Source organism: Mesorhizobium sp. WSM4821 (assembly GCF_055901555.1).
The window spans coordinates 7,033,733-7,059,307 of record NZ_CM148371.1; the positions used below are offsets into that span (position 1 = coordinate 7,033,733).

Consider the following 25,575-nt stretch of genomic DNA (forward strand, 5'->3'; position numbering starts at 1 on the left):
CACGCCCAGCGACCTTACGATCCGTAGAGGATCGAGGCGCTCACGCGGTTCATAGCGTTTGTATTTCTGGAACTGCTGAAAGCTGATGCCGATGGACCGAGCAAGCTGCGCCTCTTCGAAGGTCTGCCGGGAAACTGCGAGAATAGCGAAACCGGTCGACGAGCGCATCGACTTCATTGCCAGCGCAGAGGGCGACGGCTCACCACTCGATCGCCGGTCGCGCGATCATCAGCCAGAAGATTCCGAGGATCGCGGCAAAGGCGGGAAAGCCAAAGGCGAACCACAGCCAGAAAAGCCGGTGGTACCGGGCGGGCAGCGAGGCCCCGGATTTGGCTGCTTCGCAGGCCAGATTGCGCATCTCCATCTGCATCCAAACCACCGGCAGCCAGAAAATACCGGTGATGATGTAGAGCGCAATGGAAAGCACGATCCAGCCTTCGGAGAGCGGGTAACCCGCCTGCCAGGCGAGCGCGACGCCGGTTATGGGCTGCGCCACGACGGCGGTCGCCGTGAAGAGAAAGTCGGCGATCACCACAATGCGCGCCACTGCTGCAATTGTTGCCGTGTTGGCGGTCCTGTGTGCGAGAAGCATGAAGAAGGCGATGCCGGCGCCGGTGCCAAGCAGCACGCTGGCGCCGATGATATGCAGGAACTTAAGCACGAAATAGAGCATCATCGCTCCTCCAGGATTGCCAGCGCAACAAAGTGAAGGACGATGATCGGCAAGACCTTCAAGAATGGCCCAAGCGGTTCGTTCCACAGGTCCGGGCGCAGGAAAGTGCCCAAGATCAGATAAAGCAGCGAGAGCGCAATACCAGCGTAGAGGCCTTTTCGCGCCGTTGGCCGCCAGGCTATGAGTGCGCCGACAACGATGTCGGCGAGAGCGCCGGCGACCACGGTCGGAGCCGACAACATGCCAGCCCCCGTGCTTTGCATAAGGCTGATGCCGTTGCCGAAACCAGTGGTCAGCGACACAATCCCCGTCATGATCCAGAAGAAGGGCAGGACAACGAGGATTGCAGGCTTGGCGAGATAAAGCCCGGCAAACCATTTCTCCTGCACCGTCGCCGGATTGAGCGCGAGGACCTGCGCCAAGCTTTGGGGCTGTATGCCGGTCAAGGACTTCCACTCGGAGGGGTTTCCGACCGCCCCGCGTGTCATCTCCTTGCCCGCGTTGGTGCGCATTGGGGGCCGCCAGCCGAGCATCGCGGCAAGGTCGCCGAGGCGGTAGAGAAGCCGCGCAACCCACCCCGGCAAGACAAGTCTGGCTGCGGGAGCCCATCCGAGCCAGCGGCGGAAAGAGCCGACAATATCGTCCATGGTCAGTTGTTCAGGACCTGCAAGTTCCAGCGCGATACGAGACCGACTGCCGGGATTGAGAAAGAAGAGCACCGTCGAGACCACATCCTCGAGCTGCACGACTTGTAGCCGGCCGGTATCGGGCATTGACGGCAGGACCGGCAGCGAGGCCAGACCGCGAAACAAGGCGCTGGCGCCAAACACAGGCCGGCCGAGCACCACGGAGGGGCGAAGGATTATCCAATCCAGATCAAGCGCCATCAGGGCCTGATCGCCGGCATATTTCGTTGCCGAGAACGACGAAGGCTGGGCCCGATCCACACCCATTGCCGAGAAGTGGATAACCTTGGCAACGCCGGCACGCGCGCAGGCACGGAAAAGAGCCGCCGCCGCATCGTGATGAACTTGCCCGGCCTTTTCGCGAGGACTGTCCTGCAGAACGCCGGCACAGTACACGACGGCGTCGATGCCGGTGAGATGCGGCAGCCAGTCTTCAGGGCGTAACGCGGTCGCCACGTCCAGCACCAACGTTTGGTAATCGAGGGCTTCATTTGCCCGAGGGCTACGGACGACGCCGACCACCTCATGTCCTTCGGAAACGAGGCGGGCGCTGACCGAAGCGCCGATCAGGCCGGTGGCGCCGACAACAAGGACTCTCATGCGATTTCGATCTCGGCTGCTGGAGGCATATTGTTCATTCTACTCTCCAGCTGCAAATGTTCGACGTGCTCTCCCGCGCGGGAACTGTCGGGCAGCGTGGACAACATCAGGAGGCCTAGCATGGACAGCGAAAAGCGTGTCAGGGGGGAGCCCATGAAATATGGGAGCGTGAAGGCCGTCCGGAAGGACGAGAGCGGGAGCATTGGGATCAGGCAGTCCAAGAGATCGAGGCAGGGGGTTCCGAAGCAGAACGCGGTCCGGTCGTTCCCGACCCGACCGTTGGAGCCGGCTCCGATCCCGCACGGGCTACGCCAATTCCCGGAGCTAACGGCAAGCCGGCGACTTGACCGGCTGTTCGGGACGGAAAGGAAAATGCCAATGCCTCGTCTTATCTCCTTGGGAGCGATCGGAACGGCGGTACTCTTCATCGTTTGGCCAGACCAGACCGGCCGGACTAGCGCCGAGATCCAGCCTGCGCCCCATGCAATAGAGCTGGATGGATAACGATAGCCGTCGAACTCCATTCGGAACAGGGCGTGCAAGGGTCGCAGCTGACGCGATCCTGGCCTAGGTCGAGGGCGCGGCATCCTCATTCCTGTACTCCTGAATGAGGCGAAGGATTTGCGATCGAACCAACTCGCGAGCCTCGGGCTGAACGAAGGGCATCAGGAGTTCGACCCGCTCCTCGATCTTCTCGGGAAGTTCCGCGGCAGGATCGATGAGGTCGTTACCATGCGCGTAAAAGCTTCTTGTCGGGTTCGGAAAAATGCCCATTCATCTGCTCCAAGCCAGCTTCTCTGCTTTAATTGGTAGGCTGACGAATTGTTCCCCCCGGCGATCGGTGACTAAAAGGCTGCTTCTCCGGCAGAAACGCAGTCCCTGACGTGCCGGAAGGTCGCGATTATTGCTGATCCGGCATCTCCGTATTCTCCTGGGGATTCTTCTTTATGCCCGCCGCAGGCGAGGTGTCGGCCGGGGCGTTGCCGCCTTGATTCTGCTCAGGCGCTCTTTTAATCGGCGAGGTTTGCCAGCCCATGTCGCCATTATGAGAAAGCCGACGATAAATGATCGCGGCTATCGCCAGTGAAAGTATAGCGTTGCGTCGCTGCATGTCCGGCTCCTTCCTGCGAGCCGCACAGCCAATATCGAAAATGGTTCCCATCTAAAGCAATGCGCAGGATCAACGCCTTGCAGCATACGTTGGGCACCCAGGAAAACGCCTGAAGCTTCGGGCCGTGGAACTTCGCACCTCGCCGGCGGTTGACATGCACGAATGATGAGCAGCGAGCGAAATGAGCTGTTCACCGATCCAGTCGCGACAGAAGGGGATACCATGGCCAAAGAGAATTCCACATCGAAGCCGACAATTCGGCAGGCGAGTGCCGACGGCTTGCCGCATCCAAAGCGGGACGCCGACAATATGGATGCGGGAGCGAAGCCGCCGACCCCGAAGACTGCCGGCACCTCGAAACCACCGACTGCTCCGCTGGACAATCCGGTGGCGAACCGCAATGCCGGCCGGCCGCGCCAGCCAGGCACCACGCCGCGACCGTCCGAAAAGCCGCTGGACTAAAGGCCGGTGACGGGGCTCGAACGGGACGGCGGCTGCCTGTGCGGCGCCGTTCGCTTCAAAGTGAGCGGCGCACCGTTGCGCGTCGGAATCTGCCACTGCCAGGATTGCCGCCGCGCCAGCGGCAGTTTGTTCACGCCGTTCGGCGTGTGGGCCATCTCCGCCTATCACGGCAGCGGAGAAATGAAGACGTTCGCCAAACGCAGTTTCTGTCCGCAATGTGGTTCGCATGTCGCCTGGCTGCGGGATAACGAGGCCGAGATCATGCTCGGCTCGCTCGACATGGCTCCCAGCGACCTCATTCCGGAGTATGAACTGTGGGTAACGCGCCGTGAGGACTGGCTTATGGCATTACCTTGGGCGGAGCAATTTGCCGGCGATCGCTTTCCGATCCATGACGAGGCTGATGAAGCAAGTTAGGAAGTGCGGGCCAATTCTGCCAATGCACTCAAAATGGCAGCCTGATCTGCCGGCTTGCGAACAAATTTGAAGTTGGCGAAGGCGAATGGAACATCGTGCGGGCCAAATCCGCTCAGACACGCGAACGGAATATCGCGGGTTTGCAATTCTTCTGCAATTGCCAGGCTTGTCTCGTCATTCAGCTGAACATCCAGCAACGCCATGTCGACATGATCTTCGCCGATAAGGCGAAGCGCCGCCGCCACCGAAGGGGCGGGGCCGACGACCTGATGTCCCGAAGCGCGCAAACAAGCAGCGATGTCCTCGGCGATGAGCCATTCATCCTCGACCACCAGAACGCGCAGCCGGTCGCTCATGGCGTCTCCTTGCGCGTCATGGGAAATGTGATCTGGACCTCAAGGCCGCCACGATTGAAGGCGATCTCGACGTTTCCGCCCAGCCTATAGCCGATCTCGCCATGCAACAGCGAAAGCCCGAAACCGTTTGCTTGGGGCTTTCTCACCGGCGGCCCGTCTCTCTCGCGCCAGGCGAGCATGAAGACATTGCCCTCGCCCGACCATTTTACAACGACCCTGCCCAGGGGCTTCGACAGCGCGCCATATTTGGCGGCGTTGGTCGCCAGTTCATGTATGGCCATGCTGAGGGAAAGGCCCTGTTGCGGACTGAGCTTCACTTCAGCGCCGTCGAGCTCGAACCGGTCGATGCCGAAAGGTTCGAGTTCCTGCCGCAACAGTTCGTTGATAGCGGCTTCCTTCCAGCGCTCCTTCGACACCAGCCCGTAAGCCCGCGACATGGCGTGCAAGCGACCGATCAGCGCCTCGGCGAACTCCTCCTTCGTTTCCGAATTTTCGCGGGTGCGGTTGGCGATGCTGGCGACGACCGCCAGCATGTTCTTGACGCGGTGGTTCAGCTCTGAAATGAGCACCTGGTTTTGCGCTTCCGCCTCGGCCAAGGAGGTGACGTCGACCAAAGTGACCACGACGCCCTGAATTCTATCGTCCTTGTCGCGATAGGGATTGATGCGAACCATGTGAACCCGGCCCTGTGCGTCGCGCGCCGGATGATGGCTCTGGGTCTCTCCGGTTTCGAACACGGCATCGATGTGCTGTTTCAGTTCGGGATAGTCGAGCTGACTCGAAAGCTCGGTCAGCGGCCGGCCGACGTCGGATGGACGCAGGCTGAAGAAAGACGAGGCCGCAGGAGTAAAGGTGCGCACCACCAGGTCGCGGTCGAGAAAAATGGTTGCGATCTGGGTGCTCTCGAACAGATTGCGCAAGTCGCTATTGGCGCGATCGAGCTCCTCTATCTTGCTGGTCAGTTCCGAATTGATGGTGTTGAGCTCCTCGTTGAGCGACTGCATCTCCTCCTTCGACGCCTCAAGCTCCTCGTTGGTCGACTGCGCCTCCTCATTGACGGAGACGAGTTCCTCGTTCGACGATTTCACTTCTTCCAGCGCGGTTTCGTACTCCTCGATCGTTGATTGCAGTCGCTCGCGCGTGTCGCGCAGCTCCCGCTCGAGATCCGCAGTGCCTTCGCGATCACGGTCCTCGCCCCCCACGTCCGACCGCGCCTGCGCCGGGCCCGATGGTTCGAACAGGACAAGATACAGCTGTTCGCCCTTGCCGCGTTCCGCCAGAGGCTCGACAGTAAGTTTGATCGACTGGACCGGTTCGTCGTCCTCATCGACGATGACATTTTCCCGCACCACGGTACGGCGCGCCGCGACCGCTTCCCGCAACGCCGCACGCAGGTCGAGCCGCAGCCCGCGGCGGGCCAAAGTCAGTACTTGCCGGCTTGGAATGCCTTGTGGCGCTTCGAGATATCTGCCGGTGCGGGCCGAATAGTAGACAATATCACCTTCGCCATTGACCAGGACATGCGGTGGCGCGAAACGCTCCAGCACCTGCGCCTCGACCGCCTGCCGAAGCCGATAGCTGGCAGTCCCTTTCTTCGATCCCATGCCGTCCGACAAAAAGGCGCCCGAACGGCCGTCGCCGATCAGCGTCGGCAAGGTTATATGGGGCGAGGCATGTTCCCGCGCCTGGAAAATGCGCTGCTTCTTATCGACGACGGCGAAGAGGTTGTCGTGCTGGCCGATGCTTTCGGACGTGCCGAGGAAAAGGTAACCGCCCGGCTTCAGCGCGTAGTGGAAGATCGGAATGACCCGGTTCTGGTTGTTCGAGCCGAAATAGATCAGCAGGTTGCGGCATGAAACCATATCCATGCGCGAAAACGGCGGGTCGCGGACGACGCTGTGAGGAGAAAAGACGCACAGTTCCCGTACCTCGTTGACAAGCAAGTAACTGTCGCCGTCGCTGCTGAAAAAACGCTGCTTGCGTTCGGGCGAGAGCCCCTGCAGCAATGCCGCCGGGTAACGCGCCGCGCGCGCCACCGCGAGTGCCGGCTCATCGATATCAGTCGCAAATATCTGGACGCGTGGGACGACCGAAAGCGTCTCCATATGTTCGCGCATCAGCATGCCGATGGAGAACACCTCCTCGCCGGTGGCGCAGCCAGGCACCCAAACCCTGACGGCGTCGCTGGCAGTCTTGCCCTCGAAAAGCTGTGGGATAATCTTCTCCTCGAGCAGCTTGAAGGCATCGGGATCGCGGAAGAAATCGGTGACGTTGATCAGCAGATCACGAAAGAGGTTCATCGATTCGCGCGGGTCCTTCTTCAGCCATTCGACATAGGCTGCAACCGACTGAAGCTGTGCGATCTGCATGCGCCGTTTTACGCGACGCAGGAATGTCTTGGTCTTGTAGCCGGAGAAGTCGTGGCCGGAATGACCGCGCAGAATGCCGTAGATTTCCTCACGCAGCCGACCGATGTCTGCCGCACCGTTCTCGCTGCCGTCGTCGGCAACCCCGTTCAGCATATCGAAGCTGCGGGCAAAGCCCTCGAGCTTCGCCCCCATCTCGTCGGCAGGCGCCGCAATGTCGACCAGCCCGCTGGAGATCGCACTTTGCGGCATGTCCGGATTACGTGGACCGTGACCGTTGGGGGCTTGGGCGACCGTCAATCCGCCACGCTCCTTGATCGCCTTTGCGCCCAGCGTGCCGTCGGAATCGCCGCCCGACAAAATGACCCCGACGGCATATTCGCGCTGATCCTCGGCAAGCGCGCTGAAGAAGATGTCGATCGGCTTGCGTTCGCGGCTGAGCACGTTGGACGGCCGCAGGTGCAGCACCCCCTTCTCGATCGTGAGAACGACGTTCTGCGGCATCACGTAAATGTGGTCGGAGAGGACTGTCATTCCGTCCTCGGCGACTACGACCGGCATCTGCGTGTAACGCCCGATGACCTCGTGAAGCAGGCTTTCGCGCTCCGGGCTTAGATGGGTAACGATGACGAACGCCAAACCGGGCTGACCGCTGACGCCTTTGAACAGACCTTCCATGGCAGGAATGCCGCCGGCTGACGCACCGACTCCGACAATGGGAAATCTCTTCATCCGGGTGTCACCGCAAACCCCTGGTTGAACAGCCTCGACGACAAGGGCGGCCAGATGGCCCAAACCCCGATCGCACTGAACGCAAAGCCAGCATATAGCGGACGAGAGGGCCGGAACAAGTCAGTGCACAAGGCGTTAACTTCTGGAACCCTTGTGGTAATTTCAATGTCAAAACGAACACCTGACGTAAAGCCGACAAAACAAGCGTTGCTGCGATCCACGGAACTGATGGGCTTTGCTGGAACTGAGCCCATTCCGCCCCGGATGCTGGTTTTGGCGAAACGATTACAGGCAGCCTTGCAGCAGCATTCCCAACGAGTTCGCGCGGACAATTGGAAATCTCGCACAAAGAGAGGAAAATGAAGTGCGCGATCTGCGAGGGGTGCACATCCTGATCGTGGAAGACGACTGGGTATTGGCCGGCGACCTTGCCAGATACTTCGGCAATATGGGCGCGGTCGTCCTTGGCCCTGCGGCGACAGTCGAGCAGGCGTCCGCGCATACCGAGACGGCTGAGGCGGCGATCCTCGACGTCAATGTCAATGGCCGGAGGGTGTTTCCGATAGCAGATGAACTGATGCGCCGCGGCGTGCCTTTCGTTTTCTTCAGCGGCGACGAGGATATCGTCATCCCGGAACGTCTGCGCCACGCCAGCAATCTTCGAAAATCATTGGATAGCCACGCCATCTTCGACGCCTTGTTCCCTCCGGTCTCTCCAGTGAATTTGTCTGACAACGTGTTTTCACTTTTGCCTAAGCTCAGGCTCGCGGCGCGCCTGCTTCTGGGCGACGTTGGCGCTTCGGACCGGCTGGTCGAGCGAACGCTGGAGCGAGCCATCGGCGAGATCGACAGGAGGCGGGCCGGCGTGTCGACCGAAGATTGGCTGAACGGAATTATGCGAAGTCTCGCCAGATCGAGCGGAATGAACCTGTTGCACTGAAGCGCGACCGATCGGCAACCATCGACGTAGAAGCCTATCAGCCGCTCTGGTTACGTTCGATGAACTTGTTGAACCGGCTTTTTTTGCCACCGCCGGTTTCGTCCTGGTAGAGGAAGGCCAGATCGTTCTGGTCGAAAATCCGGAAGAACTCGCCCCATTCGATGGCTTCGAACTCCTCCTCGGGCTCTCCAAAATCGATCCGCAGGATGCCGCCCTCGCCCCTGGTTCGCACAACCGCAGGTCGGCCACCCCGATCTTCGGCCCACTGGCGGATCTCGTCGTGATTGGTGGTCGTCTTCGATTCAGACATTGAAATCTCCTTTCGATCTGAACTTTCGCGGCCGGTTTGGCTTGCTGTGCGCGCCACCGCTTGGAGGACAGCTCCTGCCTGTCCTTTGCTTCCAAATACGGCCGGATGAGCGCCTAACCCCAAGCGGGCTGCAATGTTCCAACGCACCCGAGGCTTGTTCGCGGCGCGTTCACCTCGGATTGAGGGACCCCCAAACCATCTTTGTTGAAGGAGAGGGAACAAACCTTTTGTCAAACAGTTCGGGGCGCCAAGGCCATCTGCACAAGGAGTTGTCGTGGAACGCATACTGGTTACCGGAGGTTGCGGCTTCATCGGCCGCCACGTCGTCCAGGAACTCGTCGAACAGGGTTATGCCGTCTGCATTCTCGATGCGCTGCTGGAACAGGTGCACGGGGGCGAGGCGATCAGCCTGCCGGCGGGAGCCGAACTGATCAAGGGCGACGTTCGCGATCGCGACGCTGTCGCCGAGGCGCTCCAGGGCGTCGACGCCGTCCTCCATCTGGCGGCCGAGGTCGGCGTCGGCCAGTCGATGTACGAGATCGCCCGCTATGTCGGCGCAAACGACCTCGGCACCGCTACCCTGCTTGAAGCACTGATCAAACATCCGGTTGGGCGGATCGTTGTCGCCTCATCGATGAGCGTCTACGGCGAGGGCCTCTATGGCACGCCGGACGGCCGGCGTGTCGACAATGCACGGCGCCAGCCGAGCGACATCAAGAGCGGCCGATGGAATTTGCTGTCGATGCAGGGTGAAGCGCTGTCGCCTCTGCCGACGGACGAGGAAAAGCCGGTCGATCTTGCCTCGATCTATGCGCTGACAAAATATGCCCAGGAGCGCGCGGTGCTGATTTTCGGGGACGCCTACGGCGCCGATGCGGTGGCGCTGCGCCTGTTCAACGTCTTCGGCGCCGGACAGGCGCTCTCAAATCCGTATACCGGCGTCCTGGCAAACTTCGCCTCACGGCTCGCCAATGGCCAGCGGCCGATGATCTTCGAAGATGGCGAGCAGAAACGCGATTTCGTCCATGTGCGAGACGTCGCCCGCGCCTTTCGCCTAGCCTTGGAACAGCGCCAGGCACGCGGCCACGTCATCAACATCGGCAGCGGAAAGGCCTATGCGATCAGCGAGGTCGCGCGGCTGCTCGCCGACGCAATGGGTGTGCCGGAGCGTCAGCCTGAAATCCTGGGCAAGGCGCGCACCGGCGATATTCGCAACTGCTTCGCCGACATTTCCAAGGCGCGCGAATTGCTCGGCTTCGAGCCGCAGCACCGGCTGGAGCACTCCCTCGACGAGTTCGTCGCATGGGTGCGCAACACGGTCGCCATCGACCGCGGCGCCGACATGAAACGGGAACTCGAAGAGCGGGGGCTGGTGTCATGAGGCTGGATCGTTTTCGCGAAGCGCCGGTCACCATCGTCGGCGGCAGCGGCTTCATCGGTTCAAACCTCGCCGACAGCCTGTTATCGGATGGGCTGCCGGTGCTGATCGTAGACAATCTCAGCCGTCCGGGCGTTGAGCAGAATCTGGCTTGGCTGGCGCAGAAGCACGGTAGTCAACTTGCCGTGGAAACCGCCGATGTCCGGGACGCGGACGTCCTGGCACCGCTTGTGGCGCACTCCAGGGCGATATTCCATCTTGCCGCGCAGACCGCCGTCACCACGAGCCTCGTTCAGCCAAGCGAAGATTTCGAAATCAATCTTCGCGGGACGTTCAACATCCTGGAAGCCGCCCGCCGGAGCGGCAAGCGCATCCCGGTGATCTTCGCCAGCACCAACAAAGTCTACGGCGGCCTGCCCAATGTCGCCGTGCGAGAAGAAGAAGACCAGTGCGTGCCCTGCGACGCCGGCATACGCACCAACGGCATAGCCGAGACCTTTGGTCTCGACTTCTGCACGCCCTATGGCTGCTCCAAAGGCGCGGCGGATCAATATGTGCTCGACTATGCCAAGTCGTACGACCTGCCGACGGCGGTCCTGCGCATGAGTTGCATCTATGGACCGCGCCAGTTCGGCACGGAAGACCAGGGCTGGGTCGCACATTTTCTGCTCAGCGCTCTTTCCGGCCGGCCGATCACGATCTACGGCAACGGGAAGCAAGTGCGCGACATCCTTCATGTCTCCGATGCCGTTGCGGCCTATCGCGGGGTGCTTGCCCGGATCGAGGACATCAAGGGGGAGGCATTCAATCTCGGCGGCGGACCGAAAAACGCCGTCAGCCTGCGCATGCTGCTCAATGAGATCGGCGAGATGACCGGTCGCACGCTTTCGATCCTCTACGGCCGGGAACGCACCGGCGATCAGCCCTTCTTCGTGGCCGACACCCGCAGGATAGAAGCGACGCTCGGCTGGCAAGCTCATGTTTCCTGGCGCGACGGGATCCGCGATCTCGCCGACTGGCTGCAGCGTCATCGCCTTGAGCCTCAAGCCGAAGCCGCGAGGTGCGTGGCATGAAAGTCGCCCTGGTCAATCCGTTCTGGAGCTACGAGGACAGTATCTATTTCGGCTGCCGCCAGCCGCATCTGCCGCTGGAACTGGGCTACTCGAAAGCCCTGCTGGAGGCCGATGGCCATGAGGTGCTGATGCTGGACGGTCAAATCCAGAAGCTTGACAACGCGGCGCTTGCCGATCGCGTCGCCGCCTTCGCGCCGACCATGACGGTGGTCAGCACGGCGCCGACTTATCTGTTCTGGCGTTGCGCGCCGCCGGAGCTGCGCGTGCCTGCCGATTTCCTCAACCGCCTCGCCGGGCGCGGCGGCCGCACCGTCGCTGTCGGACCGCACGGCTCGGCGACGCCGACGCCGACGCTGCGCAAACTTGGCGTCGACGTCGTCGTGCGCGGCGAATGCGAAGAAATCGTCGCGGAAATCGCCAGCCGTGACGAGTGGAGCGCGCTACCCCACACCGCTCATCTCCACGAGGGAAAACTTGTCGGCAATGGGGGCGTCCACACCAGTTCCTTCGTCGGTCATCCGCCCCTCAGTTGGCCGTCCGACTGGATTGCCGCCCATCCGCACCATCACCACAGATTCGACGACAATCAGGCGGGTTTCGGAGCGGAGGTCGAGGCGTCCCGCGGCTGCCCCTACAATTGCAGCTTCTGCGCCAAGATCGATTTCCGCGACGCCTACCGCCGCCGGAACCACGATGCGGTCATGGCGGAAATCGACCGCCTGATCGAACAAGGCGTCGGCTACATCTACTTCATCGACGAGATCTTCCTGCCGCAGAAGGCGCTGCTGGAAGCCTTGGTAGATCGCGACGTCAGGTTCGGCGTGCAGACCCGCATCGATCTCTGGAAGCCGGAGCTCCTCGAATTGCTAGGGGCTGCCGGCTGCGTTTCGATCGAGGCCGGCCTTGAAAGCCTGACCGTCGAAGGCCGGGCCATGCTGGCAAAGCGTTGCCGGCTGGGTACCGAGGAACTGGCCGCGCTGCTGGTCGATGCACGACGTCACGTTCCGTTCGTACAGGCCAATCTGATCGGCGTGGTCGAGGACGATCCCGCTTTGGTCGATCATTGGCGCAAGCACCTCATTGACCGCGGTGTGTGGGCCAACGAACCGGTGCCGCTCTATCCCTACCCTAGTTCACCCAGCTACCGCGAGATTTGGGGCGAGCCGGACGATCTCGCCTGGGAGCGAGCGCACGAGCATTATCTGGCGTCGTTCCGGACATTCAGCGACATCCAGGAGAAGCGCCCACGTGCACTGGCCGAGTTGGAGGCCACATGTTGCAGCCACTGATCCGGCGTTCGCGGCGAATCCTGATGACCGTCGATGCCGTCGGTGGCGTCTGGCGCTACGCGCTTGATCTGGCGCGGGAGCTGGCTCAGGGCGGCGACAGCATCGTGCTCGCCGGATTAGGTCCGGAGCCGTCCGAGGAGCAGGTGAAGGAGGCGCAGGCTTTCGCAGCCCTGGCATGGCTCAAGACACCGCCGGACTGGACGACCAGGAATGAGGACGATCTGGACAGGTTGCCGCAGGAACTAGTGCCACTTGTTCGTGACTATGCGATCGACCTCATCCATCTCAATGCGCCGACGCAGGCCGTGGGACTGGATGTGCCGTGCCCGATCGTGGCGGTCTCGCATTCCTGCGTCGTGACGTGGCTCCGCGCCGTCAGAGGACAGGCCGTGGACGGCGAATGGGGCTGGCAGAAGGGCCGCAACAGACGCGGTTTCGATTGGGCAAATGCGGTAATCGCCCCCAGCCGCAGCCATGCCGACATGCTGGAGGCCTGCTACGGACCGATCGCCCGCCTGAGCGTCGTCAGCAACGGCACGCGGCCGGGTCCAAAGGCACAGAGGCGCGAGGCCGTGGTTCTCGCCGCCGCGCGCTGGTGGGATGAAGGAAAGAACGCAGCTACGCTGGACCAGGCGGCAGCGCTGACCAAATGGCCCGTCTTTGCTGCCGGGCCGCTGCGGGGCGCCGATGGCCAACGCGCCGATTTCAGCAACGTCGTCCCTCTTGGTTCTGTCTGCCACGATGAGGTGCGTCTGTTGATGGCGCGGGCCGGCATCTTCGTATCGCCGTCCGTCTATGAACCCTTCGGCCTTGCGGTGCTGGAGGCCGCCACATCCTCGACACCTCTGGTGCTTGCCGACATCACCACCTATCGCGAATTGTGGGACGGCGCGGCTATGTTCTACCAGGTCCATGATCCACGCGATCTCGCCAGATGTATTGATCGTCTCTCTTGCGACGCCGAGTTCAGGCGCCGGCTCGGCGAAGCCGCCGCACGCCGTGCGCACAAGTTTTCACCGGCAAGACAAGCGGTCGCCATGCGCGACATCTACGATCGGGCCGCGCTGGCCGTTGCGGAACGCTGACGATGCGGTTTTTGTTCTACACCCATTCCGTCGTTTCGGACTGGAACCACGGCAACGCGCATTTCCTGCGCGGCATCATGCGGGAGCTTGTTGCGCGCGGGCATCAGGCGATCGCCCTCGAGCCCGCAGACGGCTGGAGCCGTTCGAACCTGCTGGCGGAGAAGGGCTCTTTCGCGGTCGAGCGCTTCAGAAAGGATTTTCCGGAACTGGTGCCGGTGACCTACGACGCCTCCTTCGACCATGAAAGCTGGATTGCCGATTCCAATGTGGTGATCGTCCACGAATGGACCGACCCGGAGCTTGTCGGGCGCATCGGCAGGGCAAAGGCGGACGGAGGCGGCTTCACGCTTCTGTTCCATGACACCCACCATCGCGCCGTCTCTGCGACGCAGACGATCTCGGCTCTGCGGCTGGAGCATTACGACGGTGTGCTCGCCTTCGGCGAAGCGCTGCGGGAAAGCTACCTTCGTGCCGGTTGGGGCAAACGTGCTTTCACCTGGCACGAGGCGGCGGATGAGCATCTGTTCAAGCCGCACCCGGAAATCACCCCTAAATCGGACGTGATCTGGATCGGCAATTGGGGCGACGACGAGCGCAGCGCCGAAATCAAGGAATTCCTGATCGACGCGGTGGAAGAACTTGACCTGCGTGGCACCGTTCACGGCGTACGCTATCCACGCGAAGCGCTCGCCGATCTTGCCGCCGCCGGTCTGGATTACGAGGGCTGGATTGCCAATGCCGACGTGCCCAAGGCATTCGCGGCCCATCGCGTTACCGTCCACATCCCGCGACGTCCCTACCGAGAGAGTTTACCCGGAATCCCGACGATCCGCATGTTCGAGGCGCTCGCCTGTGGCATCCCGCTCGTTTCGGCGCCTTGGACCGATGCCGAACACCTCTTCAGGCCAGGCACTGACTTCCTTTTCGCGCGCGACGGAACCGAGATGCGCCATCTTCTGCGCGACGTGCTGGGCGACGCTGACTTGGCCGCCTCTCTCGCGAGGTCCGGCCTCGAAACCATCCGGACGCGACACACTTGCCGTCACCGGGCGAAAGAGTTGTTCGACGTACTCGCCCAATGCGGGAATCGCCAAGCCATCGATCCCATCGCCATAGAGGAGAGCTTCGCATGAAGATCGCATTTTATGGGTCGAGCCTGCTGTCGTCCTATTGGAACGGCGCGGCGACCTACTACCGCGGATTGCTCAAGGCGCTTTCTCAGCTCGGCTACGAGATCACTTTCTATGAACCGGACGTCTACGACAGGCAGAAGAACCGCGATATCGAGGCACCGGACTGGTGCAGTGTCGTCGTCTACGAGGCGAACACGCACGCGCTGATGCAGGTGGCGGCACGCGCGGGCGAAGCCGACATCGTCGTCAAGGCGAGCGGAGTGGGCTTCGAGGACGAAGCGCTGCTGCGCGCCGTGCTCGACCACGCCCACGCCGATTCGCTGACGGTATTCTGGGATGTCGACGCGCCGGCTACTCTGGGCCAGTTGCGCGACGAGCCGGACCACCCCCTGCACTGTGCGTTGCGGGAGATCGACCTTGTCCTCACCTATGGCGGCGGCGATCCGGTCGTCTGGGCCTATCGTGCGCTGGGGGCGGCCGAGTGCGTGCCGATCTACAATGCGCTCGATCCCGAGACGCATCATCCGGTGGCGAAAGACAACCGTTTCGCTTGCGACCTCGCTTTTCTCGGCAACCGCCTGCCGGACCGCGAAGCACGCGTCGAAGCCTTCTTTCTCGATCCGGCCGGCCGATCGGGCGATCAGCATTTCCTGCTCGGCGGATCGGGTTGGGGTGACAAGCAGCTTCCTGCAAATGTTGCATGGCTCGGCCACGTCGGCACGCGCGACCATAATGCGTTCAACGTCACGCCTAAGGCGGTGCTGAACATCAGCCGCGACAGCATGGCAGCCAACGGCTATTCACCTGCCACGCGCGTCTTCGAGGCTGCAGGTGCCGGCGCATGCCTCATCACCGACGCCTGGCTCGGCGTCGAATTGTTCCTGGTCCCTGGGGAAGAGATCCTGGTGGCGCGCGACGGCAACGATGTCGCCGAAATCATGCGAACCCTTACACCCGAGCGGGCAAAGGCGATCGGCGCATCAGCGCTTCGGCGTGTTCTCGCCGAGCATACCTATGCGTTAAGGGCAGCTGTGGCCGACGCTGTCTTCAAGCGTCATTTCGAGCGCCCCACGGTGGAGGCAGCGGAATGACCAAGCGGCTCGATATCGTCTTTCTTGGCCTGTCTTTGTCCTCTTCATGGGGAAACGGCCACGCCACGACCTTTCGCGGGTTGCTGAAGGGCCTGCACGAGCTCGGCCATCGCGTCACCTTCCTCGAGCGCGACGTACCGTGGTACGCAAGCCATCGCGATCTGCGCGACCCGAATTTCTGCACGTTGCGCTACTACGAAACGACGAACGATCTTCGTCGCACCTATGCTCGCTGCCTGAAACAAGCCGATATCGTGGTGGTTGGGTCCTTCGTCCCAGAGGGGCGAACAGTCGTCGACATCGTCGCATCCCTGTGCACGGGCCAGTTCTGCTTTTACGACATCGACACGCCAGTCACTTTGGCAAAGCTCGCCGCGGATGATTGCGACTACATGTGCCGACGGCAGGTTCCGTATTTCGACGTCTATTTCTCATTCGCCGGCGGGCCAACGCTCGCCCGTTTGGTGGCGGACTTCGGTGCACGCCGCGCCGAGCCGCTCTACTGCTCCGTCGACCCGGAGCGGCATCGCCGAACTGCCGATCCGATCTGCTGGGACCTTGGCTACCTCGGCACCTACAGCTCTGACCGGCAGGCGACGCTGGATGCACTCCTGCTTGAACCGGCAAGACGCATGCCGGACCGCCGCTTCGTCGTGGCCGGCTCGCAATTCCCATCTGAGACCGTTTGGCCGAGCAATGTCGATCGCATCGAGCACTTGCCGCCGGCGGACCACGCCGCCTTCTACAGCCGCCAGCGCTACACGTTGAACGTCACGCGCAGCTCCATGATAGCGGCTGGATGGTCTCCCAGCGTACGTCTTTTCGAGGCGGCTGCCTGTGGCACGACGATCATCAGCGATCGCTGGACAGGTCTAGATAGCTTCTTTCCGACAGCCACGATCAACACGGCCAGCCAAGCCGAAGACGTGATCGACATACTATCCGGGCAGTCCGACCGCGCCAGGCTGGCTATAGCCAAGCGGGCACGCGAAACGATCCTGGCAGCACATACCGGCGCCGCGAGAGCCCGCGAATTCGTTTCGCTGCTGGCGCGGCCAAGATCGGCACCTCGGGCCCTCGATCTGAACATTGAAAGTGCAGCATGACTGGCAGACAGGAGAAAATAGAGATGCGGCAATCAAGAAGGACGCAACGGACCAAGACGGCGCTTGTCGCCGGTGGCGCGGGTTTCCTCGGTTCGCATCTTTGCGAAACACTGCTTCAGGCCGGGTACCGTGTGATCTGTGTGGACAATTTCCTTACCGGTCGAATTGATAACATCATCTCGATCATGGACCGCCCTCGTTTCCGCTTGATCGAGCAGGATATTTGCCGACCATTGGACCTTACTGAGCCTGTGGACCGCATTTTCAATCTTGCGTGCGCCGCGTCACCGCCGCGCTACCAAGCCGATCCGGTACACACCACGCGAACCTGCGTGATCGGAACGCTAAATCTGCTTGAGCTCGCCGCCCAAAACTGTGCGCGCTTCGTGCAGGCATCGACAAGCGAAGTGTATGGCGATCCCGAACAGCACCCGCAAAGGGAAGACTATTTCGGTCACGTGAACTGCACCGGTCCGCGCGCCTGTTATGATGAGGGCAAACGAACCGCAGAAACCCTGTGCTTCGACTATCTGAGAGCCGAAATGGCGGACATCCGGGTCGCGCGCATCTTCAACACCTATGGCCCTCGCATGGATCCTGCGGACGGCCGGATCGTCTCGAACCTGGTGATGCAGGCCCTCGAGAGGCGACCAATGACGATATTCGGCGACGGGCTGCAAACCAGATCGTTCTGCTACGTCTCCGATCTGATTGACGGTCTGGTTCGCCTTATGAATATCGCTTCGAATCCGCGCCAAGCGGTCAATTTGGGCAATCCCGGGGAATTCACCGTCCTTCAACTGGCCGGATTGGTGAGAGATATGACCCATAGCAAGTCAGCCTTCAAATTCCTGCCACTGCCGCAAGACGACCCTCGCCGGCGGCAACCGGACATTTCCCGAGCAAAAACCCTTCTCAATTGGTCGCCAAAGGTGCCGCTCAGGCAAGGCCTGATGCAGACGATCAGCTATTTTCAACTCGAAGCCAATCGGATCGGGGATCGAATTCCCCCTGCAGCGACAAGCGCGAGGTCCGCTCCAGGCCGACTGCAAAACCTGCCGGCCTGAAGCCACGGGAGAGGGCCGCGCTCGGGCATGGAATGTGAGACCGTCCGAACGCGCGATCTCACCAATTATGGGAACATCCAGCCGCGCTCGCCGTTGGGCGATGATACCAGCATGGAGGACGGCCCGTGCGTGAAAGACAATCCGCCAAGGATATCGAGCAAATGGCCGAAAGGGAAACCGCTGCCTTTCTGAGACGCGCCTCGATCACCTACCTTGAATGCTGTGTGAGCCTGATGATGACGCATCTTGAGCGCGAGGAAGTGGCCACCATCCTGGAAAAAGAAGCGGATATGCTGCGAAAGCTCGACTGAGGCTGCGCGCTCGCGCGTCGATCGCTGAGTAAGTCTCAAAAGCGGCGCGGCTTGGATCCAGCCATGGAGTTCGTGATTTTTCCAGGTCGCAAGGAACATTCCTTCCCGCTGGCAGTTCGGCGCGAGGAACTTACCTTCAACAACGATGGCGGCAGTTTCGTGGGATCGAACAAGGTACGGATTGGCATAGCCGGCGTCGGCAATTGCGCGTCTTCCCTCGTCCAGGGCCTCTCATATTATCGAGACGCCAGAGGCAATGAGCCTATACCCGGCCTGATGCATGCCGATCTCGGCGGCTATCATGTCGATGACATCGAGGTGGCCTGTGCTTTCGACGTCGCCAAGGGCAAGGTTGGGCGTGATGTGGCGGAAGCCATATACAATGCGCCCAACAACACGTTCCGCTTTGCCGATGTCGCGCCAACCGGCGTTCATGTCGAGCGCGGACCAACACTGGATGGCATCGGTAAATACCTGCGCGATGAGATCGAGGAGGCCGAGGAGCCGGTCGCGAATATCAGCGCGCTCCTTCGGCAAAGCGGCACAGATGTACTGATCTCATATCTGCCGGTCGGCTCGGAAGAGGCTACGCGCTATTATGCCGAGTGTGCGCTCGAGGCAGGCTGCGCCTTCGTCAACTGCATACCGGTTTTTATTGCATCGCGGCCGGAATGGCGCCAGCGGTTCGAACAGCGTGGCCTGCCATTGATCGGCGACGACATCAAAAGCCAGGTCGGCGCGACAATCGTGCACCGGCTGCTTGCCAATCTATTCCGCGAGCGCGGCGTCCGCATCGACCGCACCTATCAGCTGAATTTCGGCGGCAACACCGATTTCCTCAACATGCTGGAACGCGAGCGGCTGGAATCGAAGAAGATTTCAAAGACACAATCCGTAACGAGCCAGATCGACGTGCCCCTGGAGGCCGGCAACATCCATGTCGGCCCCAGCGACCATGTGCCCTGGCTTACCGATCGAAAGTGGGCCTACATCCGCGTCGAAGGCACGACCTTCGGAGGCGTGCCTCTGAATGCAGAGCTCAAGCTGGAAGTATGGGATTCGCCCAACTCGGCCGGGGTCGTTATCGACGCTGTCCGCTGCGCCAAGCTGGCGCTTGACCGCGGCATCGCAGGAGCTCTGACCGGTCCCTGCAGCTACTTCATGAAGTCGCCGCCCGAGCAGTTCACCGATGCCGAGGCACGCCTGCATACGCTTTCTTTCATCGCCGGGAGGGACGAGTCGATGCTCGACGCCGCGGAATGACGACGACCTTCTTTTTGATCCGTCATGCGGCGCATGACAATGTCGGCGACTATCTTGTAGGACGCATGGCTGGAGTTTGCCTTGGCGAAACCGGCAGGGCACAAGCCTTGCGCGTGGCCAACCACATGGCACCGGAGCCGCTGGCAGTCATCTGTTGCAGCCCTCGCGAACGAACGCTGGAAACCGCAAAACCGATCGCAATCGCCTGCAGCCCCGATACGATCACAATCTGCCAGGAGCTCGACGAGATCGACTTCGGCGTGTGGTCGGGGAAGACTTTCGAAGAGTTGAGCCAGGACGCCGACTGGCGGGTGTGGAACAGTCGACGTCAGCAGGCGAGGACGCCCGGCGGCGAGACCATGCTGGACGTGCAGCAACGTGTCATCTCGCTGATGCAGCACCTTCGCGAACGCTACCGGAACCAGTCCGTGGCTCTGGTCAGCCACGCCGACGTGATCAAGGCCGCCGTCTGCAAGGTGCTCGGCTTGCCGCTGGGAGACTGTTTTCGGTTCGACATCGACCCCGCTTCGATTACGACGGTCGTCTCCGGTGACTGGGGCTCCAAGCTGATCCGATTGAACGAAGCCGCCTGACGAGGACTGCCGGATGCGAATGGTCATTTTCGGTCTCACCGTTACCTCTTCGTGGGGAAACGGACACGCCACGCTGTGGCGCGGGCTGATCCGGGCGCTCGGCGGCATGGGCTGGTCCATCACCTTCTTCGAGCGTAACACCCCCTACTATGCCGGGGCGCGCGACCTGGATCATCTCGATGGCGGCAATGTCGTTGTCTATCCGGACTGGAGGGACATCCGCCATGTCGCGGAACAGGCGATCAGGCAATCGGACGTCGTCATCGTCACATCCTATTGCCCCGACGCCGTGGAGGCATCACGCATGGCGCAGCAGGCCTGTCACGGACTGAGGGTTTTCTACGATCTTGACACCCCGGTCACACTCGCCCGGATCGAGCAAGGTCTAAGGCCGGCGTATTACGGGCCCGAAGGCCTGCGCGATTTCGATCTTGTCCTGAGCTATACTGGCGGGACCGCAATTGATGCGCTCAAAACGCTGCTGGGTGCCCGCTGTGTCTTGCCTCTCTACGGTCATGTCGATCCCGAGAGACACCGCCCGGCACAGCCCCGGGCCGAATTTGCCGGGGATCTGTCCTATCTCGGAACTTATGCCGCAGATCGCCAGGCCGGCGTCGAAAAGCTGCTGGTGCGCACGGCAGCGCGCCTGCCGGACCACCGCTTCGTCATCGGCGGCGCCCAATACCCGCACGAATTTCCGTGGGGCGAAAACATCTTTTTTGTTAGGCACCTTCCACCTGCGGACCATCCAGCCTTCTTCTGCTCATCGCGCCTGACGCTAAACGTGACGCGCGAGGCAATGGCCGGGAGGGGCTGGTGCCCTTCGGGCAGGCTGTTCGAGGCGGCAGCCTGCGGCGCGGCTATCGTCAGCGACACCTGGCCCGGGCTGAGCAGTTTTTTCCAACCCGGCAGCGAAATCATCCTGGCCGACACCACCGACGACGTGGTCGCGGCAGTTTGCTTGTCCGACAGCGAAGTTGACGCAATCCGGCACCGTGCGCGCGAGCGGGTACTGGATGAACACACCTCTGCGCAACGCGCCAAGGAACTGGACCGCCTTCTGTCCGATTCGTTGCAAGGCTCGACGGCGAGCGAGCCGTTGAAGGAAGCAATCTGATGTTGGGCATCGTCCCCGCCGCCGGCCGCGGCAGCCGCATTCAACCGCTCGGCTTCTCGAAGGAGCTCCTGCCGGTCGGCAGCCGCATCGATGGCCAGACCGAGCGTCCCTGCGCGGTGAGCGAATATCTGGTGCGCCGCATGGTGCGCGGCGGCGTCGACAAGATCTGCTTCGTCATCGGATCGGGAAAATCAGACATCCTCGAATATTATGCCGCCGGCTACGGCGACGCCGCCGCACTGTTTGTCGTGCAGCCTACTCCCGTCGGTCTTTGCGATGCGATCTTCCGCGCCGCGTCGCTCGTCGCGCCGGACGAGGCGGTTCTGATCGGCCTGCCCGATACGATCTGGTTTCCAGAAGATGGCTTTTGCCGCCTGCCGGACGACCGGCTGTCGTTTCTACTCTTCCCCGTGGATCATCCGGAACTCTTCGATGCCGTCGTTCTCGACCAGGACGATCGAGTGCGGGAAATCCAGGTCAAGCAGCAGGATGCCGCCACGAACTGGATTTGGGGTGCATTCAAGATGCCTGGCCGCATCCTTCATCAACTCGCGATGCTCTGGCGCGAACAGGATCGCCATGACGAATATGTCGGCACGCTGATCAACGCCTATCTCGCGACCGGCGGTGAGGCCTATGGCGTCAAGGGAGGCACCGCCTATGTCGACGTCGGCACCTTCAACGGCTACCGCACGGCACTTCGGTTGCTTGAGAACAACGACGCCACTTTGGAGGACCCGATAAAGCTCATGTTCATGCTGCGAGGGCAGTCGCATATACCTAGCCATCCAGGCGAAGGAGGCTAGCCATGCTGCATTCGAACGCCGAAATCCGCCGCCGCATCGATGCCCTTGGCCCGTGGTTCCACAACATGGAGCTGGCGGGCGTCGAGACCGCCCCCGACCATTTTCTCGGCAATTATCCGCTGATCAAATGGCGCGAGTTCGCCGACGCCATTCCTGCCGATCTGTCCGGCAAGGCAGTGCTCGACATTGGCTGCAACGCCGGTTTTTACTCGATCGAGATGAAGCGACGCGGCGCCGGTCGTGTCCTAGGCATCGATTTCGATGAAGCCTATCTGGCGCAGGCGCGCTTCGCCGCCGAGATCGCCGACTGCGACATCGAATTCCAGCAGCTGTCGGTCTACGACGTCGGTGCCCTGCGGGAGAAATTCGACATCGTGCTGTTCATGGGTGTGCTGTACCACTTGCGGCATCCCCTGCTGGCTCTCGATCTGATCCGGGAGCATGTCGCCGGCGACCTGATGATCTTCCAGTCCATGCAGCGCGGCAGCATCGAACTGCCTGCTCTCGATGAGAACTATCCTTTCTGGGCACAGGATCTGTTCGATCGAGCGGAGTTTCCCAAGCTGCATTTTATCGAGCACCGCTACGCCGACGACCCGACCAATTGGTGGATTCCCAATCGCGCCTGCACTGAAGCGATGCTGCGCAGTGCCGGCTTCGACATCGTGCTTCACCCGGAACAAGAGGTTTATTTCTGCCGCGCCGCCGAGGAGCCGGTCGGCGCCGGCGCCGTCTACCCGTCGAAAGGACAACTTCTTCATGATTGAAGCTGCGATGATCTGGAACGAGCCGAACAACAAGTCTCATTGGGACCCCGAACTCGACCTCGACTGGAGCCGCTTCGCCAATATGGCAATACTGGCCGCCGACCGGATCGCAGCCGAAAACCCCGCCATCACCAAGGTCTTGGGCGGCATTTCGCCGATCGATGCCGATTTCATGGCACTCATGAAGCAGTACGGCGTGCTCGATCACGTCGATGCTGTCGGTGTGCATGGCTTCCCGCTCGACTGGAACCTCTGGCAGATCCAGGAATGGCCCCAGAAGATCGGCGAGATTTCGACCGTCACCGACCTTCCTGTATGGGTCAGCGAAGTTGGCGTGTCGAGCTTCGGCGCCGAGGAGGTACAGCTGTGGGGTCTGCGCCGGACCGCCGAACTGCTGCTTGGCAATGTCTCGCGCGTACAATGGTACAGCCTCTACGATCTTCCGCGCGAATGGGGGGCAACGACGCGTCATCGCGAGGCGGAAGGCTCCTCCTACTATCGCCATTTCTACATGGGTCTGCTGCGCGAGGACGGTACGCCCAAACCCGCGCTCGACGAATTCCTGCGTCACGCCCCCGAAATGGGACTGGTGCAATGGTTTCACTTTGAAGATCCCCGGCTGGATGAGGCCGTCGCCTGGATGAAACGGCTGGGCGTCACCAATCTGCGCACCGGGCTGTCCTGGGCCGACAGTTTCAGGCCGAACGCGCTGGACTGGTACGACCGGCAGATGGAAGCACTTGCCGATTTCGACGTGACCATCACATTCTGCTTCACTCCGGAGCATCGCGGAGTGATGCCGCATCACACCAGTCCGCCGCTAGTGCCAGAGGAATTCGCGGAGTTTTGCGCGACGATGACCCGCCGCTATGCTCCTGGCATGATTGCCTCCCCGGTCGAAGCGGTTCGGGCATCGGCGACATGAGCGTTTCATGCAACACGCACTTGACAGGTCCGGAACGCTTGCCGAATTCGCGGCCCTGCTGCTAGGCGCTGCTTCGAACGGCTCCGACGGCGCTGAGATCTTGATCGTAGTCGCGCATCCGGATGACGAGACCATCGGCATCGGCGGGCATCTTGCCGGTTTGCGCGGAGCTCGCATTGTTCATGTCACTGACGGCGCGCCGCGAGACCTTGACGACGCGCGAGCCCACGGCTTTGAGACTTGGCAGGATTACGCCAAGGCCCGCCACAGGGAGTTGCAGGCGGCGCTGGCGGCAGCGGGTTCGCCGTCGACGGCCCTGACCAGCCTCGGTTACCCGGACAAGCAGGCCGCCGGAAACCTTAGCTCGCTCGCAAGGGAACTGACCGGCCTTTTGGCAGATTCTCACGTCAGCTTCGTCTGCACGCATCCTTATGAAGGCGGTCACCCCGATCATGACGCGACTGCCTTTGCCGTCCATGCGGCCTGCCATTTGCTGCGCCGCAAGGGACGCCGGGTCCCGGCCGTCGTCGAGATGGCGTACTATTCGGCCGGACCCGAGGGTGCGGTCCTTCAGGATTTCAACGGGGGACCCGATTGCATCGAACTGCACCTCACGGAAGCGGCTTTCGAACGCAAGCAGTGCATGCTGGCCTGCCACCGGACACAACGAAGGACGCTGGCGCCGTTTACGGCGCGCGTCGAACGGTTCCGGATGGCACCTGCCTATGATTTCCTGGCGCTGCCGAACAACGGCAGGCTCTACTACGAGGCGCTGCGGCTCGGCTTCGAACCGGCGGGTTGGCTCCACGCCGCGGCTGCTGCGCATGAGGAGCTTCGGCTCGGCCGGCCATGACCCTCACCGTCCTGAACGTCGCCTACTCTCTCGCGCCAGTCGGCCCGGACGCGGTTGGCGGTGCCGAGCAGGTCCTTTCGATGCTCGACCAGGCACTCGTGCGGGCGGGACACGGTTCTATCGTAATCGGTTGCCAGGGCTCCAAAGCGGCGGGCGTCCTCATCGAGACACCTGCTGAACCAGGTGTGCTCGACGATGCGGCGAAAAAACGGGCACAGCGCCACCACCGCACCGCGATAGAAGCCGCACGCGCCCGTTGGCCGATCGACGTGATACATCTGCACGGCATCGATTTTGATGCCTATCTGCCTGACGATGGGCCGACGCTTGTGAGCCTGCACCTGCCGCTCGATTGGTATCCGGCCGATGCTTTGCGCCCGGTACGCGACGATCTGTGGCTTCACGCCGTCTCAGTGGCCCAACAGCGAACCGCGCCGCCGGGCGCCAGGCTGGTTGCGCCCATTCCAAACGGCGTCGACATCGACGCGCTGAGCGGTCGGCAGTCCAAGCGCAGCTTCGCTTTGGTGCTCAGCCGCATTTGCCCGGAAAAGGGCATCCATCTGGCGCTGGACGCAGCCAAGCAGGCTGGCGTACCGCTGGTCATCGGTGGCAAGGTCTATCCCTATGAAACGCACACGCAGTACTTTCATGACGAAGTTCAGCGGCGCCTCGACAAGCAGCGCCGCTTCCTCGGTCCGCTCGGCTTCACCGCAAAACGGCGCTTTCTCAACGCCGCCCGTTGCCTGGTTATTCCCAGCCTTGCGGCGGAAACCAGCTCGCTTGTCGCGATGGAGGCCCTCGCCTGCGGCACGCCGGTGGTCGCCTTTCCGAACGGCGCACTGCCAGATGTGGTCAGACACGGCAAGACCGGCTTCCTAGTGAATGACGTCGACGAGATGGCAGAGGCCATCGTCGCAGCATCCCGACTGGATGCCGAGATATGCCGGGCCGAGGCGCGGCAGCGCTTTTCGCTCGACCGAATGATTTCGTCTTACATGGACGCCTACCGTGCGCTGGCAGGGCTTGGTGCCGTTAGCAGGCGCTTCGCGGCGGCGCAGTGAGCGG

The 25,575-nt window shown here is 61.7% G+C and carries 28 protein-coding genes; 21 read left to right on the forward strand and 7 right to left on the reverse strand.

All coding sequences use genetic code 11. The annotated features are described in order from the left end of the window. Window positions 1-199: 199 nt before the first annotated feature. Window positions 200-673 (reverse strand): DUF2269 family protein, encoded by a 474-nt coding sequence (locus AC0NID_RS34245; protein ID WP_473455073.1) that lies wholly within the window; start codon window positions 671-673, stop codon window positions 200-202. After that, entirely contained in the window at window positions 673-1,959 is a 1,287-nt protein-coding gene (locus tag AC0NID_RS34250; protein WP_473454967.1) for an SDR family oxidoreductase, read from the reverse strand. Before AC0NID_RS34250 ends, AC0NID_RS34245 begins: the two co-directional genes overlap by 1 nt. Before the next feature lie 158 nt (window positions 1,960-2,117). On the opposite strand from AC0NID_RS34250, the gene AC0NID_RS34255 reads away from it, so the two are divergent. Continuing rightward, complete coding sequence (locus tag AC0NID_RS34255) at window positions 2,118-2,306, forward strand: DUF2934 domain-containing protein (RefSeq protein ID WP_473455074.1); 189 nt, start codon at window positions 2,118-2,120, stop codon at window positions 2,304-2,306. Between the two features lie 220 nt (window positions 2,307-2,526). Here AC0NID_RS34255 and AC0NID_RS34260 read toward each other — a convergent pair whose 3' ends face one another. Beyond that, on the reverse strand, window positions 2,527-2,733 hold the full coding sequence (locus AC0NID_RS34260; protein WP_473454968.1) for a hypothetical protein: 207 nt from the start codon (window positions 2,731-2,733) through the stop codon (window positions 2,527-2,529). A 127-nt stretch (window positions 2,734-2,860) separates the two neighbouring features. After that, window positions 2,861-3,070, reverse strand: a complete 210-nt coding sequence (locus tag AC0NID_RS34265; RefSeq protein WP_473454969.1) for a hypothetical protein — start codon at window positions 3,068-3,070, stop codon at window positions 2,861-2,863. 222 nt (window positions 3,071-3,292) lie between these two features. On the opposite strand from AC0NID_RS34265, the gene AC0NID_RS34270 reads away from it, so the two are divergent. Then, the gene (locus AC0NID_RS34270; protein ID WP_473454970.1) at window positions 3,293-3,532 is read left to right on the forward strand and encodes a hypothetical protein; all 240 of its coding nucleotides are present in this window, start codon (window positions 3,293-3,295) and stop codon (window positions 3,530-3,532) included. A gap of 6 nt (window positions 3,533-3,538) precedes the next feature. Continuing rightward, window positions 3,539-3,949, forward strand: coding sequence for a GFA family protein (locus tag AC0NID_RS34275; protein ID WP_473454971.1), 411 nt, complete (start codon window positions 3,539-3,541; stop codon window positions 3,947-3,949). On the opposite strand, the gene AC0NID_RS34280 is transcribed toward AC0NID_RS34275, so the two are convergent. Together AC0NID_RS34280 and AC0NID_RS34285 are read right to left on the reverse strand one after the other, a co-directional pair. Beyond that, window positions 3,946-4,305, reverse strand: a complete 360-nt coding sequence (locus AC0NID_RS34280) for a response regulator (RefSeq protein WP_473454972.1) — start codon at window positions 4,303-4,305, stop codon at window positions 3,946-3,948. The two genes, AC0NID_RS34275 and AC0NID_RS34280, sit on opposite strands and share 4 nt — an antisense overlap. Next, the gene (locus tag AC0NID_RS34285; protein ID WP_473454973.1) at window positions 4,302-7,403 is read right to left on the reverse strand and encodes a CheR family methyltransferase; all 3,102 of its coding nucleotides are present in this window, start codon (window positions 7,401-7,403) and stop codon (window positions 4,302-4,304) included. The genes AC0NID_RS34280 and AC0NID_RS34285 overlap by 4 nt, the downstream gene beginning before the upstream one ends. A 235-nt stretch (window positions 7,404-7,638) precedes the next feature. On the opposite strand from AC0NID_RS34285, the gene AC0NID_RS34290 reads away from it, so the two are divergent. After that, window positions 7,639-8,343, forward strand: coding sequence for a response regulator (locus AC0NID_RS34290; protein WP_473522278.1), 705 nt, complete (start codon window positions 7,639-7,641; stop codon window positions 8,341-8,343). Window positions 8,344-8,380: 37 nt separating this feature from the next. Here AC0NID_RS34290 and AC0NID_RS34295 read toward each other — a convergent pair whose 3' ends face one another. Then, complete coding sequence (locus AC0NID_RS34295) at window positions 8,381-8,653, reverse strand: hypothetical protein (protein ID WP_473454975.1); 273 nt, start codon at window positions 8,651-8,653, stop codon at window positions 8,381-8,383. Between the two features lie 274 nt (window positions 8,654-8,927). Between AC0NID_RS34295 and AC0NID_RS34300 the strand changes: the two genes are divergently transcribed. The 17 genes from AC0NID_RS34300 to AC0NID_RS34380 all read left to right on the forward strand — a co-directional run bounded on the left by AC0NID_RS34300 (window position 8,928) and on the right by AC0NID_RS34380 (window position 25,571). Beyond that, window positions 8,928-10,034 (forward strand): NAD-dependent epimerase/dehydratase family protein, encoded by a 1,107-nt coding sequence (locus AC0NID_RS34300; protein ID WP_473454976.1) that lies wholly within the window; start codon window positions 8,928-8,930, stop codon window positions 10,032-10,034. Continuing rightward, window positions 10,031-11,104, forward strand: a complete 1,074-nt coding sequence (locus AC0NID_RS34305; protein WP_473454977.1) for an NAD-dependent epimerase/dehydratase family protein — start codon at window positions 10,031-10,033, stop codon at window positions 11,102-11,104. The genes AC0NID_RS34300 and AC0NID_RS34305 overlap by 4 nt, the downstream gene beginning before the upstream one ends. Next, window positions 11,101-12,393, forward strand: a complete 1,293-nt coding sequence (locus AC0NID_RS34310; RefSeq protein WP_473454978.1) for a TIGR04295 family B12-binding domain-containing radical SAM protein — start codon at window positions 11,101-11,103, stop codon at window positions 12,391-12,393. Before AC0NID_RS34305 ends, AC0NID_RS34310 begins: the two co-directional genes overlap by 4 nt. Next, on the forward strand, window positions 12,378-13,478 hold the full coding sequence (locus AC0NID_RS34315; protein ID WP_473454979.1) for a glycosyltransferase family 4 protein: 1,101 nt from the start codon (window positions 12,378-12,380) through the stop codon (window positions 13,476-13,478). Before AC0NID_RS34310 ends, AC0NID_RS34315 begins: the two co-directional genes overlap by 16 nt. A 2-nt stretch (window positions 13,479-13,480) precedes the next feature. Continuing rightward, complete coding sequence (locus AC0NID_RS34320; protein ID WP_473454980.1) at window positions 13,481-14,611, forward strand: CgeB family protein; 1,131 nt, start codon at window positions 13,481-13,483, stop codon at window positions 14,609-14,611. After that, window positions 14,608-15,702: a CgeB family protein gene (locus AC0NID_RS34325; RefSeq protein ID WP_473454981.1), complete on the forward strand. Its 1,095-nt coding sequence runs from the start codon at window positions 14,608-14,610 to the stop codon at window positions 15,700-15,702. The genes AC0NID_RS34320 and AC0NID_RS34325 overlap by 4 nt, the downstream gene beginning before the upstream one ends. Further along, window positions 15,699-16,808 (forward strand): CgeB family protein, encoded by a 1,110-nt coding sequence (locus tag AC0NID_RS34330; protein ID WP_473454982.1) that lies wholly within the window; start codon window positions 15,699-15,701, stop codon window positions 16,806-16,808. The genes AC0NID_RS34325 and AC0NID_RS34330 overlap by 4 nt, the downstream gene beginning before the upstream one ends. A gap of 23 nt (window positions 16,809-16,831) precedes the next feature. Beyond that, window positions 16,832-17,875, forward strand: coding sequence for a UDP-glucuronic acid decarboxylase family protein (locus AC0NID_RS34335; protein WP_473455075.1), 1,044 nt, complete (start codon window positions 16,832-16,834; stop codon window positions 17,873-17,875). A gap of 161 nt (window positions 17,876-18,036) precedes the next feature. Next, window positions 18,037-18,186 (forward strand): hypothetical protein, encoded by a 150-nt coding sequence (locus tag AC0NID_RS34340; RefSeq protein WP_473454983.1) that lies wholly within the window; start codon window positions 18,037-18,039, stop codon window positions 18,184-18,186. 159 nt (window positions 18,187-18,345) lie between these two features. Then, window positions 18,346-19,449: an inositol-3-phosphate synthase gene (locus AC0NID_RS34345; RefSeq protein ID WP_473455076.1), complete on the forward strand. Its 1,104-nt coding sequence runs from the start codon at window positions 18,346-18,348 to the stop codon at window positions 19,447-19,449. Next, a complete protein-coding gene (locus AC0NID_RS34350; protein WP_473454984.1) occupies window positions 19,446-20,042 on the forward strand; it encodes a histidine phosphatase family protein in 597 nt (198 codons plus the stop codon). Before AC0NID_RS34345 ends, AC0NID_RS34350 begins: the two co-directional genes overlap by 4 nt. 13 nt (window positions 20,043-20,055) lie before the next feature. After that, window positions 20,056-21,159, forward strand: a complete 1,104-nt coding sequence (locus AC0NID_RS34355) for a CgeB family protein (protein ID WP_473454985.1) — start codon at window positions 20,056-20,058, stop codon at window positions 21,157-21,159. After that, window positions 21,159-21,965 (forward strand): sugar phosphate nucleotidyltransferase, encoded by an 807-nt coding sequence (locus AC0NID_RS34360; RefSeq protein WP_473454986.1) that lies wholly within the window; start codon window positions 21,159-21,161, stop codon window positions 21,963-21,965. Before AC0NID_RS34355 ends, AC0NID_RS34360 begins: the two co-directional genes overlap by 1 nt. 2 nt (window positions 21,966-21,967) lie before the next feature. Continuing rightward, on the forward strand, window positions 21,968-22,732 hold the full coding sequence (locus tag AC0NID_RS34365) for a TIGR04290 family methyltransferase (RefSeq protein ID WP_473454987.1): 765 nt from the start codon (window positions 21,968-21,970) through the stop codon (window positions 22,730-22,732). Further along, entirely contained in the window at window positions 22,725-23,657 is a 933-nt protein-coding gene (locus tag AC0NID_RS34370; protein ID WP_473454988.1) for a glycoside hydrolase 5 family protein, read from the forward strand. The genes AC0NID_RS34365 and AC0NID_RS34370 overlap by 8 nt, the downstream gene beginning before the upstream one ends. A 7-nt stretch (window positions 23,658-23,664) precedes the next feature. Beyond that, window positions 23,665-24,510, forward strand: coding sequence for a PIG-L deacetylase family protein (locus AC0NID_RS34375; protein ID WP_473454989.1), 846 nt, complete (start codon window positions 23,665-23,667; stop codon window positions 24,508-24,510). Beyond that, complete coding sequence (locus AC0NID_RS34380; RefSeq protein ID WP_473454990.1) at window positions 24,507-25,571, forward strand: glycosyltransferase family 4 protein; 1,065 nt, start codon at window positions 24,507-24,509, stop codon at window positions 25,569-25,571. The genes AC0NID_RS34375 and AC0NID_RS34380 overlap by 4 nt, the downstream gene beginning before the upstream one ends. Window positions 25,572-25,575 lie beyond the last annotated feature (4 nt).